The organism is Streptomyces sp. NPDC002623, assembly GCF_053592635.1.
Genome location: NZ_JBSFWB010000011.1, coordinates 60,535 through 76,101 on the forward strand (window position 1 = coordinate 60,535; position 15,567 = coordinate 76,101).

17 protein-coding genes and 1 pseudogene are annotated in these 15,567 nt (G+C 67.6%); 11 read left to right on the plus strand and 7 right to left on the minus strand.

The features are described from left to right. Positions 1-3: 3 nt before the first annotated feature. The 3 genes from ACWD4O_RS21165 to ACWD4O_RS21175 form a co-directional block, all read right to left on the minus strand. On the minus strand, positions 4-825 hold the full coding sequence (locus ACWD4O_RS21165; protein WP_451281818.1) for an SAM-dependent methyltransferase: 822 nt from the start codon (positions 823-825) through the stop codon (positions 4-6). Positions 826-926: 101 nt separating this feature from the next. Then, positions 927-2,201: an acyltransferase family protein gene (locus ACWD4O_RS21170; RefSeq protein WP_451281820.1), complete on the minus strand. Its 1,275-nt coding sequence runs from the start codon at positions 2,199-2,201 to the stop codon at positions 927-929. A gap of 302 nt (positions 2,202-2,503) precedes the next feature. Then, positions 2,504-4,141, minus strand: coding sequence for a hypothetical protein (locus ACWD4O_RS21175; protein WP_451281822.1), 1,638 nt, complete (start codon positions 4,139-4,141; stop codon positions 2,504-2,506). Between the two features lie 239 nt (positions 4,142-4,380). On the opposite strand from ACWD4O_RS21175, the gene ACWD4O_RS21180 reads away from it, so the two are divergent. Continuing rightward, entirely contained in the window at positions 4,381-4,530 is a 150-nt protein-coding gene (locus tag ACWD4O_RS21180) for a hypothetical protein (RefSeq protein WP_451281824.1), read from the plus strand. Between the two features lie 56 nt (positions 4,531-4,586). On the opposite strand, the gene ACWD4O_RS21185 is transcribed toward ACWD4O_RS21180, so the two are convergent. From ACWD4O_RS21185 to ACWD4O_RS21195, 3 genes and pseudogenes are all read right to left on the minus strand, one after another. Continuing rightward, on the minus strand, positions 4,587-5,051 hold the full coding sequence (locus ACWD4O_RS21185) for a GNAT family N-acetyltransferase (protein ID WP_451282146.1): 465 nt from the start codon (positions 5,049-5,051) through the stop codon (positions 4,587-4,589). Between the two features lie 50 nt (positions 5,052-5,101). Beyond that, positions 5,102-6,088: an XRE family transcriptional regulator gene (locus tag ACWD4O_RS21190; RefSeq protein WP_451282147.1), complete on the minus strand. Its 987-nt coding sequence runs from the start codon at positions 6,086-6,088 to the stop codon at positions 5,102-5,104. Positions 6,089-6,145: 57 nt separating this feature from the next. Then, a pseudogene (locus ACWD4O_RS21195) lies at positions 6,146-6,355 on the minus strand (helix-turn-helix domain-containing protein); the annotation flags it as partial. Between the two features lie 248 nt (positions 6,356-6,603). Here ACWD4O_RS21195 and ACWD4O_RS21200 point away from each other — a divergent pair. The 6 genes from ACWD4O_RS21200 to ACWD4O_RS21225 all read left to right on the plus strand — a co-directional run bounded on the left by ACWD4O_RS21200 (position 6,604) and on the right by ACWD4O_RS21225 (position 10,318). Continuing rightward, positions 6,604-7,026 (plus strand): ATP-binding protein, encoded by a 423-nt coding sequence (locus tag ACWD4O_RS21200; RefSeq protein ID WP_451281826.1) that lies wholly within the window; start codon positions 6,604-6,606, stop codon positions 7,024-7,026. Next, positions 7,020-7,382 carry a hypothetical protein gene (locus tag ACWD4O_RS21205; protein WP_451281827.1) on the plus strand — a complete coding sequence of 121 codons (363 nt, stop codon included), beginning with the start codon at positions 7,020-7,022 and terminating at the stop codon, positions 7,380-7,382. The genes ACWD4O_RS21200 and ACWD4O_RS21205 overlap by 7 nt, the downstream gene beginning before the upstream one ends. Positions 7,383-7,504: 122 nt before the next feature. Beyond that, positions 7,505-7,807: a putative ATP-grasp-modified RiPP gene (gene tgmA / locus ACWD4O_RS21210; RefSeq protein ID WP_451281829.1), complete on the plus strand. Its 303-nt coding sequence runs from the start codon at positions 7,505-7,507 to the stop codon at positions 7,805-7,807. Next, entirely contained in the window at positions 7,804-8,772 is a 969-nt protein-coding gene (tgmB, locus tag ACWD4O_RS21215) for an ATP-grasp ribosomal peptide maturase (protein WP_451281831.1), read from the plus strand. Before tgmA ends, tgmB begins: the two co-directional genes overlap by 4 nt. Then, positions 8,765-9,952, plus strand: a complete 1,188-nt coding sequence (gene tgmC / locus ACWD4O_RS21220; RefSeq protein ID WP_451281833.1) for an ATP-grasp peptide maturase system methyltransferase — start codon at positions 8,765-8,767, stop codon at positions 9,950-9,952. Before tgmB ends, tgmC begins: the two co-directional genes overlap by 8 nt. A gap of 39 nt (positions 9,953-9,991) precedes the next feature. Further along, on the plus strand, positions 9,992-10,318 hold the full coding sequence (locus tag ACWD4O_RS21225; RefSeq protein ID WP_451281835.1) for a DUF6087 family protein: 327 nt from the start codon (positions 9,992-9,994) through the stop codon (positions 10,316-10,318). A gap of 53 nt (positions 10,319-10,371) precedes the next feature. Here ACWD4O_RS21225 and ACWD4O_RS21230 read toward each other — a convergent pair whose 3' ends face one another. After that, complete coding sequence (locus ACWD4O_RS21230; RefSeq protein WP_010353923.1) at positions 10,372-10,809, minus strand: hypothetical protein; 438 nt, start codon at positions 10,807-10,809, stop codon at positions 10,372-10,374. A 567-nt stretch (positions 10,810-11,376) separates the two neighbouring features. On the opposite strand from ACWD4O_RS21230, the gene hemL reads away from it, so the two are divergent. The 4 genes from hemL (at position 11,377) to ACWD4O_RS21250 (ending at position 15,566) form a co-directional block, all read left to right on the plus strand. After that, entirely contained in the window at positions 11,377-12,696 is a 1,320-nt protein-coding gene (hemL, locus tag ACWD4O_RS21235; RefSeq protein WP_451281837.1) for a glutamate-1-semialdehyde 2,1-aminomutase, read from the plus strand. Further along, positions 12,693-13,385 carry a histidine phosphatase family protein gene (locus tag ACWD4O_RS21240; protein WP_451281838.1) on the plus strand — a complete coding sequence of 231 codons (693 nt, stop codon included), beginning with the start codon at positions 12,693-12,695 and terminating at the stop codon, positions 13,383-13,385. Before hemL ends, ACWD4O_RS21240 begins: the two co-directional genes overlap by 4 nt. Before the next feature lie 168 nt (positions 13,386-13,553). Continuing rightward, positions 13,554-14,867, plus strand: a complete 1,314-nt coding sequence (locus ACWD4O_RS21245) for a hypothetical protein (RefSeq protein ID WP_451281840.1) — start codon at positions 13,554-13,556, stop codon at positions 14,865-14,867. 66 nt (positions 14,868-14,933) lie between these two features. Then, positions 14,934-15,566 (plus strand): TlpA family protein disulfide reductase, encoded by a 633-nt coding sequence (locus tag ACWD4O_RS21250; RefSeq protein ID WP_451281842.1) that lies wholly within the window; start codon positions 14,934-14,936, stop codon positions 15,564-15,566. Position 15,567 lies beyond the last annotated feature (1 nt).

A 15,567-nucleotide genomic window follows, 5' to 3' on the forward strand; every position in this document is an offset into this window, starting at 1 on the left:
GTCTCAGCCGTTCTTGCGGGCCACTGCGCCGTAGATGCCGATCGGCGGGGTGCCGGGCTTCGGGGGCTCTTCGGGGCGCCAGTCCGGGACCAGGACCAGGCCCGGCTCGATCAGGGTGAAGTCGCCGAAGAAGTCCAGGACGCGGGCGCGGGGCCGGGGGTTCATGCTGGCGGTGGCGCTCTTGTAGACGGCGGCCGCGTCCTTGCGCCCGTCGTCGTGGAGGTCGCCCGTCGCATGCGACAGGACCAGGTAGGAGCCGGTGGGCAGCGCGTCGCGATAGGTGGCGAGGAGGGCGTCCGGGTCCTCCGCCTCGGTGATGAAGTGCATGATCGCGACCAGCAGCAGGGCGACCGGCTGGTCGAAGTCGATGAGCTTGCGCACGTCGGGGTGGTCGAGGATCGCCCGGGGGTCGCGCAGGTCGGCCAGGGCGACGGAGGTGTCCGTGTCGTCGTCGCCGATGAGGGCCATCGAGTGCGTGCTGACGATCGGGTCGTTGTCGACGTAGGCGACGCGGGTCCCGGGGGCGATGGCCCGTGCGATCTGGTGCACGTTGGGCTCGGTCGGCAGGCCGGTGCCGATGTCGAGGATCTGGCGGACACCGCCCTCGGCGACGACGTGCCGGACGGCGCGGTGCATGAAGCTCCGGTTGGCACGCACGGCCAGCCGCACCTCCGGAGCGGCCTTGATGAACTTCTCGGCGGCCTCCTGATCGACCTCGTAGTTGTCCTTCCCGCCCAGGAAGTAGTCGTACATCCGGGCCGGATGGGGCTTGGTCGTGTCGATCTTCAGAGAGGGACTGCTGCTGCCGTCGTGGGGAGAGCTCATGGCGCCCGGCTCCGTCCTGGATTCGCGTCCTGCCGCCGCCCCGAACCGCCGTGAGCGACTGTCAGATGTCAGATCATCATCCTGACACGCCCGGACCAACGTCACTGCCCATCAGCCTCGTTGACCTCGTTCACCCCACCCGCTTGCACGCACGACCTGAGGTGGCCAGCCCTGGATCCTCGAGCGCGGCGGGTCAGTTTCCGGCCCCACGCCTGGCCCGGAACTTCGACGTAACGGTAGGTCAACGCGCTCACAGGCAACAGCACGGCGTAGAACGCCACTTCGAGCACGAGGTTGTCCTGCCGCCACCGACCGATCGTGCCGTCGGTCACCGCCAGCAACGCCGGATGCACCAGGTAGACGGAGTAGCTGATGGTTCCCAGCCCGAGCAGCCACCGCGGTATCCGTCGGCGGCGAAGCGCCAGTCCGGCGCCGAAGGTGACCACGGCCAGTAGGAACGCCGCGATCCAACCGCGCCGAGTGAAGTTCGACCCGTCGCCGTACCCGTACGCGCTCCCCACGGCGCAAGCCACCACGACGGCCCCGGCGCAGGCCGCGTATCGCCAGGTGTTCTGGCCGCTCTCGGCGCGATGGACGGCGGTGCCGAGGAACATCACGGCAAGGATCACGAGCCCCTCCCACGGGGGGACCGTGCCGTTGCCCGCGACCAGGACGAGTGCCAGCACCCCGCCGAGCACGGCCCCGAAGACGCGGAGCACGGGTGATCCCGCGATCGCGCAGCAGATGGCGACCGCCATGGTGATCGCGGCAACAGCCACCAGGGGGCCGACGCCTACCGCGTCGGACAGGGCGGACACGGGGAGGCTGATGCCTGCCGCCACGCCGGCCGCGGCCAGCACCGCCAAGGTGCCGGCGACCGATGCCGAACGTCGGTGCAGCCGGACCGAGAAAAGGGCCACCACCAGCAGGTAGAAGGCCATCTCATAGGAGAGCGTCCACAGGACGAGAAGAAGGTTGGGAGTCCCCAGCAATTCCTGGAACAGGGTGGCATGGGCGACGGCGACCACAGCGGTGTTCTCCCCGCCGAAGTCGCGAATCTGCGCGAAGCCCAACAGATTCGCGGTGAGGACTGCGGCGACGACGGCCGCCCACAGCGGGTAGATCCGGAAAATCCGTCCGACCCAGAAAGTCCGGACGCATCCGCGTCGCTCGAGCGAGGCGGGGATGATGTAACCGCTCACTAAGAAGAACACCATGATGCCGTACCGGCTGGTGTTGAACTCCGGCATGAGGTCCTGCCGGAACTCGGCCATGAACGAGTACGACGAGTGATCGAAGACCACGACGAGCGCTGCGATTCCGCGTAACGCGTCTAACCAGCCCAAGCGTAATGGGCCGACCGGAGCGGCGGTCACGGGTAACTGAATCGGTACAGAGGGTGATCTCTCCAGTGCCGGAGAAGCGGCGGTGAGGGGTTCCATACCCATAGTCACGTCCAGCCCTTCGCCCGTGTTCACCTGCGCACATGACGAAGGGCGGGGGCCCGGAGAACCCCGCCCGCCGGCACGCACGACCTCAGGTCAGGGCCACACCAGGCAGTACGGCTGATGCCCCGGGTGCGGGTGGCACTCAGGCACCATGCTGCGAAATGCGGGCCAACGTCGAACTGCCTTGCCACGTCCGCGTGGAAGGCGTGCCGCTCGATCAGGGGCAGCCCTTACCGCGGCACGGTCACTGCCATAAGTTTGCCGTCCCCAAGGTGGAGCCAACCTCGGCCGGGCGTGACTGGATTGCCGACAACGGAGTCTCCCGTCCTGGTGCCGATCCAGTCACCGGCATGCCGCTCTTGAGGAGACAGGAGAAGGCCACGGTGGGCTCTCTTCGCCCCGTTTAGCCAGCGGTAGCTCGTCTGGAGCTTTTCTTCATCGCCTGCCAGGATCAGCGCCGTACCCTCGTCAAAGCCGTGCTCCAAAAGGTTCCGCAGAACTCGCCAGGCACTGCACTCGCCCAAGAGTTCCGCGTCGTCCATCACGACGACGATCGGCTGTTCAGCAGTCGCCACAGACACTCGGCTTTCAAGCTCGTCCTGCCCGATGTCGTCCTGATCGAAGTAGGCCAGCACGCCCTCCTGGCCAATCAGCTCTCGTAGAGGCGACGGCCTGGGCGTGGCCAACACGAGCGGAATGCCAGCTGCGAGCAGAGAGCGTGCCATGCTCACCAGCGCCGTGGAGCGACCCGACCTTGCCGGACCGGCCACAACGAACGCGGGAGCTGTACCGGAGGCCAGATCAGGGCCGTATGCAGCCAGGTTGTCGCCTCCGACACCCGTAAGTGCCCACAACCTCGGTGCAGCCAGGTCCCGCATGGCCCACGCCTCGTCGAAACTGATACTCGACGGCAATACGTCAGCGCGTTTCTGTATCTCCAAGGCGTCGCGGGCGGCCTCCCACAAGCCGAGCAACAGAACATGATCCTCTAGTGTCAGCCGCGCCATGTGAGAAAACGCGACGATCGCCTCACGCTCGGGCAGCTCATCGTGGGTGTACCAGCGGATCCACGCATCCGACGAGACGCCCGTCTGCTCTTCCATGTAAGTGAAGGACCATTTGCGCTTCAGCCTGTGTTCGTCAAGGCGGCGACGCAGCGTGACCAGCTCCAATCGCGCCGGAGAGTCGGGCACCTCGAATTCGCTGCTCTTCACACCGTAGAAAGTCGCGTTTGCCGGACGTCGCTCCTCTGCGGCATCAGCCATCCTGGCGAAGCCCTTACTGCGGCGCACCACACCAAGAAACACTCTCAGAGCATCCTTGTCGTGCCAAAGGGCCTGTGCTGCGTTGAGGATCAGTCCCTTCAAGGATTCCTCCGCGTAGTTGGACTGCGCAGCGCTTCGGCCGGGGTTGGATCGCGTCTCCGTGCCGGCCGATGGCTCTTCCGCTGCCCGCCCGCTTGGATCCTTGGCGTCCTGCTTGGGTGAGTCCTCGGAAGAGCCAGCCGTGTCGTCCGCGTCGTCATCGGCAGCAGGGCTGGGGCTATCTGCTGGAGGATCTACCGCTGCTTGGGCGACCCTCTCGCTGACGACTTGCTTCCACAGGCCCTTGAATCGGTCGACCTCGCCGTCTACGTCGTTGTGCCGACCGGCTTCGGCCAGGACGCGGACGATGGCCTCAAGGCGGCCCCACGGTGGGAGATCTGGCTTCTGGAAGGCGTCCAGCACTGCCTGGTGATTCACGATCCAGTAGTCCTGCGCATCCTTCCCGACGTGATCGCGAATAGTCCGCGCTGACGGGAGCCCCGCGTCCAGCCGCAGATCATGGAGTTCATCGTTCAGCTTCTTCAGGTCAGGCTGGTCAGCCAACTCGGGCCTCTTCCATGGCTGAGCAACCACCGTCACTGCCCCCTTGGCGCTTCTGTGTCAGGTCTTGTAGATCAGGCGCGTCGGCGCCCGCACTCACAGGCGTCAGGATCAGTCATGCCCGTCATTCAGCGGCTGTTCCTGGCCGATGTTGTCAGCGATCGTCTTGGGGCGTCAGGACCGTCCGTGAGGCACCCACGCTGGATGCACCACAGTCAGTGCCACACAGAAGGTAGGTCCTCATGGAACAGATCAGCGTGCGCCTCGTAGCCCTCCTGCTGGTCGGAGTCCTCGTCGTCGCCCTGACCCTGCATGCACCCGAAGTTGGGACGGCCTTGGCGGTAGCCACTGCGGTGGTAGCACTACTCGCCCAACTGATGCGTCGTGAATGACTCTTGGGCGAGCGGAGATGCTTGCAGCCATGAGTCACCCGGTCAACGGTGAGCGCTCAGCTTCGGAGGCCCTTGATCATGACTGCGTACACCGGTGAGTCGGCGAAGGGTTGTTGTTCGCCCGCCTTGGAGTACCCCCACGACTCGTAGAGCACCTGCACCTTGGGGTGGGTCACGTCGACCAGGAGTACTGCGAGGTCTTCGGTGCGCTCCTTCAGCAAGGCTTCGTGGAGACGATCGGAAATGCCCTGCTTGCGCCAACTCGGACGCACCATCACCTCGGAGACCGCGTAGGTGGAGGAGTAGCCGTTGTTCGGCTCGTATGTGGTGGAGCGCCACCATTCTCGGCCCGGTGCGAGGGGGGCGCCGTAGGCGAAGCCGACCGGTTCGTCTTCGTCGTACGCCACCACGCAGGAGAAGCCGTCCATGCCGGTCCAGTGGTCGACGAACCAGGCGAAGCGCTGGTGGAAGGGGTCGTCCATCTGGTCGGCGTAGGCGTCGGCGTGTACGACGATGAGCATCTGCCGGAAGCCTTCGGGAAGATTTCCGTGCTGGAAGTGACGCAGTTCGGTCACACTCGGCTCCTTTCGGTTCGCGCACGGTCTGCCCAGTCTCGTGCGTAGGAGGCGGAGGGGGCCATGACGAACAGGCTTCGGTGGAAGTCGCCCATGAGGGTGCGCATACGGCCGGGCAGTGGGTCGCCATCCATGATCGTGAAGACGTCGGTGGCTGAGGCCGTGGCCTGTTCGGCCTCTCCCTGATGGAGCTGCGCGAGGGCGAGCTGGGCGGTCGCGAGGGCTCTGTTGCGCCGGAAGGAGGTCGGAATCCTGGCCAGAGCGCGGTGTGCCATGGCTTCGGCATGAGGGTGGCGTCCGCTGTTGAACTGGACGATCGCGGCGAGGTGGTCGAGTTCGGCCTGCCCGTAGAAAGCCGTCCAGCGTGGGCGCTCGCGGTCGGCCACCCTGGTGAAGGCGTCCTGGGCCGATCCCAGAGAGCGCAGGCCCGCATGCCCGTCACCGAGGGCCGCGTATGCGAGAGCGACGCGGACTCGGCCCAGCGAGTCGAAGAACGGGTCTCGGCGAGCTGCTGAGGAGGCTTGCGCGGCCTGAGCTGCCGCGAGCGCTTCGGGCCAGTTCTGTCGCTGGTAGGCAAGCATCGAGAGGTTGACCCAGACCCGCATTTCGGTGGGGCCGTCCTGGGAGAGGCCGGCGTATGTCGCTGATTCGTTCAGGTAGCTCTGGGCCTGGTCGAGATTGCGGGCGTCGATGCAGGACCAGGCGGCGATGGTGGTGTACTCGGCGGCCAGTGCGTACAGGGCTCGGCGGACACGTTCGCCGGCGTTGCGCTGCTGTAGCTCCAGGACCCTGTTGCGGCCCTGGGAGGCGGCCTTCTCCAGTTCCGTGTGTCCGCCCTGGCGGTCGTCGGCTTCGACAAGGGCGTTCATCCCGGCAGCGACCCGGGCCACGTCCGACATGCCGACCGTTCGGCGTTGGGCCACCAAGGGAACAGCGGCGGCCGCGCTCCCGGTCGTTGAGGTGAGGAAAGTGCGACGCCGCACGGGGTCCTCCTGCGGGTGTTGCATGGTGCGTGGTGCGCTGAACCCTAAGTCCTCGACGGGACAACCGAACACTCGCTCCAGGGCTGCACAGGTGCGTCCGATGGGGCGGCGGGAGGTCCCATTGAGGAGGTTGCGGATTGTGCGGTCGGAGACGTCACCGGGCCTGCCGGTGATCTCTGCCAGCGCAGCGTTCATCCGACCAGCCAATTCTTCCTGGGTGAGCCCGAGTTCCTCCATCCGGCTCTTGAGGATGGCGTTCGCTCCCATGGACCGACCGTAGCCCTGTGGTCACTGGCCGAACCAGACCCGAGGTCATCGGAGCGTAAAGTCTTCCGGTTCGCGGAGGTACGGCGAGGCACGACATTTCCTGTTCGCCGTCGGCCACGGGCCGTTGACTCGGTACCAGCCGTTGAGCAGGCGAGATTCCCCTTCTTGCCTCTCGATGGCGTGGAGGAAAGCCCGCCCCCTGTGCACCCGTTGCGGGGCCGGCGTCCCAGCCTCGGAGGGATGACCCCTTGACCAAGACCGCCGCCAAACCAACAGCGACCGGTGTCCCGGGCTACACCGAGACGATGCCGTGCGAGCCGGAGTCCGCGCGCCGCGCGCGTCTGCTGGTCTCTGCGGCTCTGGACACCTGGGGCATAGACGAGTTGGCCGAGGTGGGCACTCTGATCGTTTCCGAGCTGATCAGCAATGCCGTCGGCCACACGCCCTGTCGCGTGATCCGTGTGGTGATTCGGCGCGAGTCGGCCGAAGTGATTCGGATCGGCGTTGCCGACAAGTGCCGAGAAACCCCGGAACAGGGCTGCCCTGAGGGTGACTCCGAGGGCGGCCGAGGTCTGCTTCTGGTGGAGTCGCTGAGCTGGCGGTGGGGCTACGACCTGGATCGTTGGGGCAAACTCGTCTGGGCAGAGCTGCGGGTGTCGGCCGCATGCTGATCTCGCGTATCTCCTTACGGCTCCTGACCTCGGAGGAGCTTGTCGGCGACCCGTTCCCGGACGCGTGCGTGGAGTTGTCCTTCGGCCCGGCGCGTCCGTCTGACGAGGTCGGCGCGGTGGTTGTTCCAGAGCCGGTCCGGATAACTTCCCCCGACCTTGTGCGGCTTCGCGTCGAGTCAGGACTGGCTCTCAGCGAAATCCGCGCCGAGGTGCAGCGTGCCGAGATCGCGTGGCGGCAGCAGCTCAGCCGCTGGTACGGCGACGTCCGATTGGCGGTCGAGGCCCGCGCACCGGACATCAGCCTCCTTCAACGGGTCCTGGGCGGACTCCGGAATCCCGGTCCGGGTTCGACGTAGGCCCCGGCGCCTCTTCTTCCCGGCGCCCCCGAGACTCCCGCACAAGCAGGACCGCGTTCCTCGATGCCGTGCGGGTGAGCAAGTCACACGAAGGACAAGAACTTCCGACAGGAAGGAAGACCGTGTTCAACCACATGGATCGCTTTCCCACGGGCAGCCCGCTCCCACAGGGGCATCTGACCGTGGCCCCGTGGGCTCTGCGTCGCATCGCTTCGTACCCGCCCGTCGAGGGCCCCGCCTACGCGACGGTGACACTGGATCCGGAGACGCAGACCGCCCGGTACTTCGACACTTCCGGGGCGCCCACCATGTCCCCGGGCCACGGCACGTCCTCCGGCACGAATCCGGCGACCGGCACTACGGGCCAGGGTGACCGCAATAGCGACTCCCCGGACAGCGATACGGGGAACGACACCGACCAGTGACCGTGGTGACGAACGACGATCGTCCGGTCCTGGTCGTCACCAACCTCGACGACCCGACTGCGGACTTCGTGATCGCCGAGCTGCACGACCGGGGTGTCCCGGTCGTGCGGTTCGACTCCGGTGACTTCCCCGCCACTCTGTCGTGTTCGGCCGCCATCGGCGGCACTGACAGATGGCGGGGAAGCGTGCAGACCCCGAGCCGACGTGCCGACCTGGGCGCGGTGCGTTCCGTGTACTACCGGCGCCCCTCCGGGTTTGCCTTCCCCCACCTCGACAAGCAGGACGAGCGATTCGCCGTGGCCCAAGCGCGCTACGGGCTCGGCGGCATCCTGGCCTCTCTGCCTGGCTGCCTTTACGTCAACCACCCCAATCGCATCGGCGATGCCGAGTACAAGCCATCCGGGCTCGCTGCTGCGGCGGCGGCCGGCTTCACCCTGCCGCCCACACTGATCACCAACGTGCCTGACGACGCTCGGGCGTTCATCGAGGCGCACGGCCCGGCGATCTTCAAACCCATCTCGGTGCCGCTCTACCTGGTCGACGGCGAGGCCCAGACGGTTCCCGTGACCGAGGTGACCGCCGACGAGATCGACGAGTCAGTGGCCGGCACCATGCACCTGTTCCAGAAGCGTGTGGACAAGGTCGCGGACGTCCGGGTCACGGTCATCGGTGCGCGGGTCTTCGCCGTGCGGATCGAGTCCGGTCTCCTCGACTGGCGTACGGATTACGGCACTCACACGTACCTGCCCCTGATCGCGCCACCTGCCGTGGAGCAGGCCATGCGTGCCTATCTGAAGCACTTCGGGCTCGTCTTCGGGGCGTTCGACTTCGCTCTGACCGACCGCGGCGAGTGGATCTTCATCGAGTGCAATCCTTCCGGGCAGTGGGCATGGATGGAGTCGCCGACCGGTCTGCCGATGACTGCCGCACTCGCCGATCTCCTGGAAGGAGGACTCCGTGGCTAGTGAAACCGACATCGAGGCAGCCGCAGCCGATCTCCGGCGCCGGCTCGCCCGACAACTGGAGAAGGACGGCTGGCTGCGCTCGCCGCAGTGGCGGGTCGCCGTGGAGGCTGTGCCCCGCCACAGATTCATCCCGCGCTTCTACCGGGAGAGCCGTGCCCCGGGCGTCACTACCTGGGAGCCGGTTACACCGGAGACGGTCGGCAAGGAGGACTGGCTCCGGCTCGTCTACACCGACGAGACATGGATGACTCAGTTCGATGGCCGGGACATCGACTGGGCCGATCCGAAGCCGATCAGCAACGCGGCCCCGACCTCGTCGTCGACGTTGCCGAGCCTCGTGGTCCGGATGCTCGAGGACCTGGATGTGCAGGACGGCATGAATGTGCTGGAGATCGGCACTGGAACCGGTTACTCGACAGCACTGATGTGTCACCGGCTCGGTAGCGAGGGCGTGACCTCGATCGAGACGGACGAGGGCGTGGCCCGACGGGCCGGCCACGCCCTCACCGGATCCGGTCATACCCCCCACCTGCTGGTGGGGGACGGCCGCGCCGGCCACCCCGACGGAGCCCCGTACGACCGCCTGATCGCCACGTGCGGCTTCCGCAGCATCCCGCCCGCCTGGCTGGAACAGGTCCGGCCGGGCGGCGTCATCCTCACCACCCTTCGCGGCTGGATGCGCTCCCTCGGTCTGGTCAAGCTCATCGTCACGGGTGACAGCGCGAGCGGCTGGTTCAGCGAGGACGACCCAAGCTTCATGATCGCCCGCCAGCAGGACGCACCGGAGAACCTCGGCATGGTGCCGGGCCCCGACGACGGGACGGCACGGAGAGCCGTACGCGGGCCAGAGGTTCTCACCAGCTCCGGGTCGGCGTTCATGGCGCAGCTCGCGGCACCGGACGCCCGTTTCTTCTCGATGGCGGTCGACGGCGGCCCGGTCAGCACGTTTCTACTGGACAGCGGTACCGATTCCTTCGCCGTCCTCGCTCCCACGGACGGCGGCTGGCAGGTCCGCCAGGGCGGCCCCCGCCGCCTCTGGGACGCGATCGAGTCGGCAGCGGCCACCTGGGAGGAGTACGGCTCGCCGAGCGCCGCCGCGTTCGGGTTGACGGTGTCCCGAGATGCGCAGGTGGCCTGGCTGGGGAATCCGAGCGGCCCGCAGTGGCCGCTACCCTCCTGAGGCAGCAGACAGCCACCACCGACGGGAGGAACGCCCAGGATGGACGACGAACCGCTGGAGGACTGGGCGGAACGCCGGGACGCGAAGGTCGGCCGACTTCGCGCCGTGCCTGTCGTCTCCGGTGACGGCCCGAGGGGGTCGCATCTGAACCCGGACGCGCCCCGAGCCATCGAGCGGTGGAACGGACACACCTGGGAGCCGTACGGGTTCGCCGCCGACCTTGCCGAAGCAAAGGCCGTCCTCTACCCGCAGGCCATCGAGCCCCCGACCCCTGGGCCGCTGCCGAAGCCACTCGGATCCGGCACCGGCAAGCACCGCAAGCCGCAGGCGCCCAGGACGGAAGGCGACGGTCGGGCACGGTCGTGATGACGAAAAGGGCGAGGCCCGAAGACCTCGCCCGCTACTACTGAAACCCCAGCTCAGGGCCACACCAGGCAATAAGGCTGATGCCCCGCCTCATGCAGGCGGTGGCTGAAGTCCTGCCATTCGTGGAGCAGCTGGTAGACGTTGAACGCGTCTCGGGGGCCGCCGCGGTCCGGGACCGTGGACCAGATGAAGGCGGCCGCGCCGACCGCTTCCTCGCCGATGTCGCGGAGCGGGTCGACCACCGTCATGGGGAGCTTCACGACCGCGTAGTCGGGGTGCAGGACGACCAGTTCCAGCGGGGGCACCTTGTGGAGCGGGACGCCTTCGATGCCGGTCAGGACCATCGCGGCCATCGTCTCCGGCTTGATCTTGGTGAACATGCCGTTCATGCCGAGCTCGTCGCCGCCGAGTTCCTCGGGGCGCATCGAGATCGGCACACGGGCCGCGGTCGCGCCGTCCGGCGCGCCGAAGTACTTGTACGTCACCCCCACCCGACCACCATTCCTGCTCCCCGCCCGGAGGCGGTCGACCCGTTGGTCAACGCGCCGGTCGATCCGTTCGGGCTCGTTCGGTACATCTTGTGCCTGTGTCCGACGCGCTTCGCCTGCTTCCTCCGCGTCGCGCCGGTGCCTTCCCCGCTGGGCACGTCGAGGACCCAGATCGTCAGTCCCCTCGCCCAGTCCGCCACCGCGATGCATATCTCCACCCGACTGCTTTTCTAGGCCGCGTGGTCCCGCCGCGCAACCCGATCATCGTGTCAGTGACCTCCCCCACGGCCGCTCGCCGAAACGTGCGTTGAAACACCTGTCCGCAGGATCTTCGCAGCCCCTCGACACACGGTCGGTGTGAGCTACGTCTATCAGGCCCGTTCCGACTCAGTTTCGCAGATGGCCGAGTGGAGGATGGAGGGGAAGGGGCCCCGGCCTCCCTCGGCCCGACGCCGGCCCGACGTCGGCCCGGGGGCGGGGCTCGGCTGCCTTCGTAGCCGCTGGCCTACCCTGGGAGGTCATTGGCACCGGAGCCCAGCAAGTCGGAGAAGGTCGGAGAAGCCGCAGGTCATGAGCGAACTGCCCTATTCATACGATGCGCCTGTCTCGCAGGCCCTGTTCGACCGTGCGTCCGTCGTCACGCCCGGCGGGGTGAACTCCCCGGTGCGTGCCTTCCGCGCCGTGGGGGGAACGCCCCGGTTCATGGTGTCCGGTACGGGGCCGTATCTGACCGACGCCGACGGGCGGGAGTACGTCGACCTGGTCTGCTCCTGGGGTCCCATGATCCTCGGGCACTCCCACCCCGAGGTCATCGCCGCCGTTCAGGACGCCGTCTCCCGCGGCACCTCCTTCGGCACCCCCGGTGAGGGCGAGGTCGCGCTCGCCGAGGAGATGGTCGAGCGCATCGCGCCCCTGGAGCAGGTGCGGCTCGTCTCCAGCGGCACCGAGGCCACCATGTCGGCCATCCGGCTCGCCCGTGGGTTCACCCGGCGCGCCAAGGTGATCAAGTTCGCCGGCTGCTATCACGGGCATGTGGACTCGCTGCTCGCCTCGGCCGGGAGCGGGGTGGCCACCTTCGCGCTGCCCGACACCCCCGGTGTCACGGGTGCGCAGGCCGCCGACACCATCGTCCTGCCGTACAACGACCTGGAAGCCGTGCAGGAGGCCTTCCACCGGCATCCCGGTGAGATCGCCTGTGTGATCACCGAGGCCTCGCCGGGCAACATGGGCGTCGTGCCGCCGCTGCCCGGGTTCAACCAGGGGCTCAAGGACGCCTGCGCGAACAACGGCGCGCTCTTCATCTCCGACGAGGTCATGACCGGGTTCCGGACCAGTCGGAGCGGCTGGTTCGGGATCGACGGGGTGCGGCCGGATCTGATGACCTTCGGGAAGGTCATGGGCGGCGGCTTCCCCGCGGCCGCCTTCGGCGGGCGGGCCGACATCATGGCGCACCTCGCGCCCGCCGGGCCCGTCTACCAGGCCGGCACGCTCTCGGGGAACCCGGTCGCCACCAATGCCGGGCTCGCCCAGCTGCGGCTGCTCGACGAGGACGCGTACGCCAAGATCGACACCGTCTCCACCCGGATCCAGTCGCTGGTGTCGGAGGCGCTGACCAAGGAGAGCGTGGCGCACACGCTGCAGAGCGCCTCCAACATGTTCTCCGTCTTCTTCACGGACCGGCCCGTCCGCAACTACGCGGACGCGAGGACGCAGGAGTCGTTCCGCTTCAACGCCTTCTTCCACTCGCTGCTGGCGAACGGCGTCTATCTGCCGCCGTCGTCCTTCGAGTCCTGGTTCGTGTCCACGGCCCACGACGACGCGGCCGTCCAGAGAATCGCCGACGCCCTTCCGGCGGCGGCCCGAGCGGCTGCGGAGGCCACAGCAGCATGACCAGCCCCAAGAGCAACAGCGACCTCACCGTCGTCCACCTGATGCGGCACGGCGAGGTCGAGAACCCCGACGGCGTCCTCTACGGCCGGCTCGGCGGTTACCACCTCTCCGAGCTGGGCCGGCAGATGGCCGACCGGGTCGCCGAGCACCTCGCGCCCCGCGACGTCACCTACGTCTGCGCGTCCCCGCTGGAGCGGGCGCAGGAGACGGCGACGCCGATCGCCAAGGCGCACGGTCTGGACCTGGCCACCGACCCGCGGCTCATTGAGGCCGACAACGTCTTCCAGGGCAAGACCTTCGGGGTGGGCGACGGCGCCCTGAAGAACCCGGAGAACTGGAAGCATCTCGTCAACCCGTTCAAGCCGTCCTGGGGCGAGCCGTACGTGGACCAGGTCGTCCGCATGATGGGCGCGCTCGACGCGGCCAAGGACGCGGCACGCGGCCACGAGGCCGTGCTGGTCAGCCATCAGCTGCCGATCTGGATCGTGCGGTCCTACGTCGAGCGGCGGCGGCTGTGGCACGACCCGCGCAAGCGGCAGTGCACGCTCGCCTCGCTGACGACCTTCACGTACCAGGGCGACCGGATCGTGTCCGTCGGCTACGCGGAGCCGGCCATCGACCTCGTGCCGGTCCATCTGCGCGCCGGCGCCAAGCACGCGAAGGGCAAGAGCAAGGCCTTCGGGGCGTAGGACCACCGGCCCTGGCCCCGACCTTCCTCCACGACCTTCACCACCCCTCCCACCTCGTGGCTTAAATCGGATTGTCTGTTACCGAATCCGGAACAACCGGCGGAACCCCCTCGTTCGTCGTGTCCTCTGAATGGGTGACCACCAGAGGCACTGACGAACGAGGACGCCATGCGCACGATCACGCGAAGGGGAGCACTGGGGCTCGGTGCCGGTGCCGCCGCCGCTGCCGGACTCACGGGCTGCGGCAGTCTCACGAGCTCGGACCCCAGCCCCGCCGACGGCTCGAAGTCGGGCGGATCGAGCAAGAGTCCCTCCGGCAGCCCCAAGGCCACCGCGCGCCCCCTCGGCGACGGCTCCACCTCCTTCACCGGCAAGCAGCCCCACCAGCCGGACAAGCCCGTGCCGCTGGAGGCCGGCCAGGAGCCGCCGCAGTTCGTCGTCTTCTCCTGGGACGGCGCCGGCGAGGTCGGCAACGGCCTCTTCCCGCGCTTCCTGGACCTCGCCAAGGAGCACGGCGCGAGCATGACCTTCTTCCTCTCCGGGCTGTATCTGCTGCCCGAGTCGAAGAAGCGGCTCTACGACCCGCCGAACAACCCGCGCGGCGCCTCCGACATCGGCTACCTCACCGACGAGCACGTCAGGATGACGCTCACCAACATCCGCCGCGCCTGGCTCGAGGGTCACGAGATAGGCACCCACTTCAACGGGCACTTCTGCTCCGGGCACGGGACGGTCGGCAACTGGACGGCCAAGCAGTGGCGCAGCGAGATCGACCAGGCGAAGTCGTTCGTGAAGAACTGGCGGACCAACACCGGCTGGACGGAGGAGGCCGCGCTGCCCTTCGACTACGACAAGGAACTGATCGGCGGCCGCACGCCCTGCCTCCTCGGCCAGGACAACCTGCTGCCCACGGCCCGCGCCCTCGGCTGGCGCTACGACGCCTCCTCGCCGGGCGGGCGTCAGGTGTGGCCGCAGAAGAAGGACGGCATCTGGGATCTGCCGCTGCAGCAGATACCGTTCCCCGGCCGTAGCTTCGAGGTCCTGTCGATGGACTACAACATGCTCGCCAACCAGTCGATCAACACGACGAAGGCGCCCAGCCACAACTACCCCGGCTGGCGCAAGCAGTCCGCACAGGCGTACATACAGGGATTCAAGCGGGCATACGAGTCGAACCGTGCGCCGTTCTTCGTCGGCAACCACTTCGAGCAGTGGAACGGCGGCATCTACATGGACGCCGTCGAGGAGTCCTTCAAGTACATCGCGGCGGAGAAGGAGAAGGGCGCGGACGTCCGGCTGGTCTCCTTCCGGCAGTTCGTGGACTGGATGGACGTCCAGAAGCCGGAGGTGCTGGAGCAGCTGCGCACCCTCGACGTCGGGCAGCAGCCGGCCGCCGGCTGGAAGGCGTTCCTCAAGGACAACAACACCCCCGGCTCCTCCGGTTCCTCCGGCTCCGCCGACCCCTCCGCATCCGCCGCCTGAAATGCGGGTTTCCGCCCGCAAGGGGGGTGCGCAAGATCCTCAGAACGGGCATGCGAAACTTTTCACATGAGTGCCGCCAGCCGCGCCCCCCTGTGCTCGACCTCCTCGATCCGCTCGCGCCGTGCCGCCCTGACCACGGCCGCCGGCGGAGCCGTCGCCGCACTGTTGCTGTCCGCGTGCACCTCTGGCGGCACCGCCGGGGGAGGTGGTGACACCAACTTCGTGATGGGCAAGGACGGCATCTCCACCGCGGAGAAGGGGGAGCGCGCCGCGGCCCCCGATCTGTCCGGCGACACCGTCGACGGCAAGCAGCTCGACGTCGCCGACTACAAGGGCAAGATCGTCGTCCTCAACGTGTGGGGCTCCTGGTGTTCCCCGTGCCGAGCGGAGGCACCCAACTTTCAGAAGGTCTACCAGGACCTCCAGGCGGACGGCGTCCAGTTCGTCGGCATCAACACGCGCGACACCAAGGCCGCCAACGCCGTCGCCTTCGACAAGCAGTTCGGCATCACCTACCCGAGTCTGTACGACCCGACCGGGAAGCTGATGCTCCGCTTCGAGAAGGGCACCCTCAACCCGCAGGCCATCCCCTCCACGCTGGTCATAGACCGGGAGGGGAAGATCGCCGCCCGTTCGCTGGCCGCGCTCAGCGAGGAGCGGCTGCGCAAGATGATCGCTCCCGTCCTCGCGGAGAAGTGAC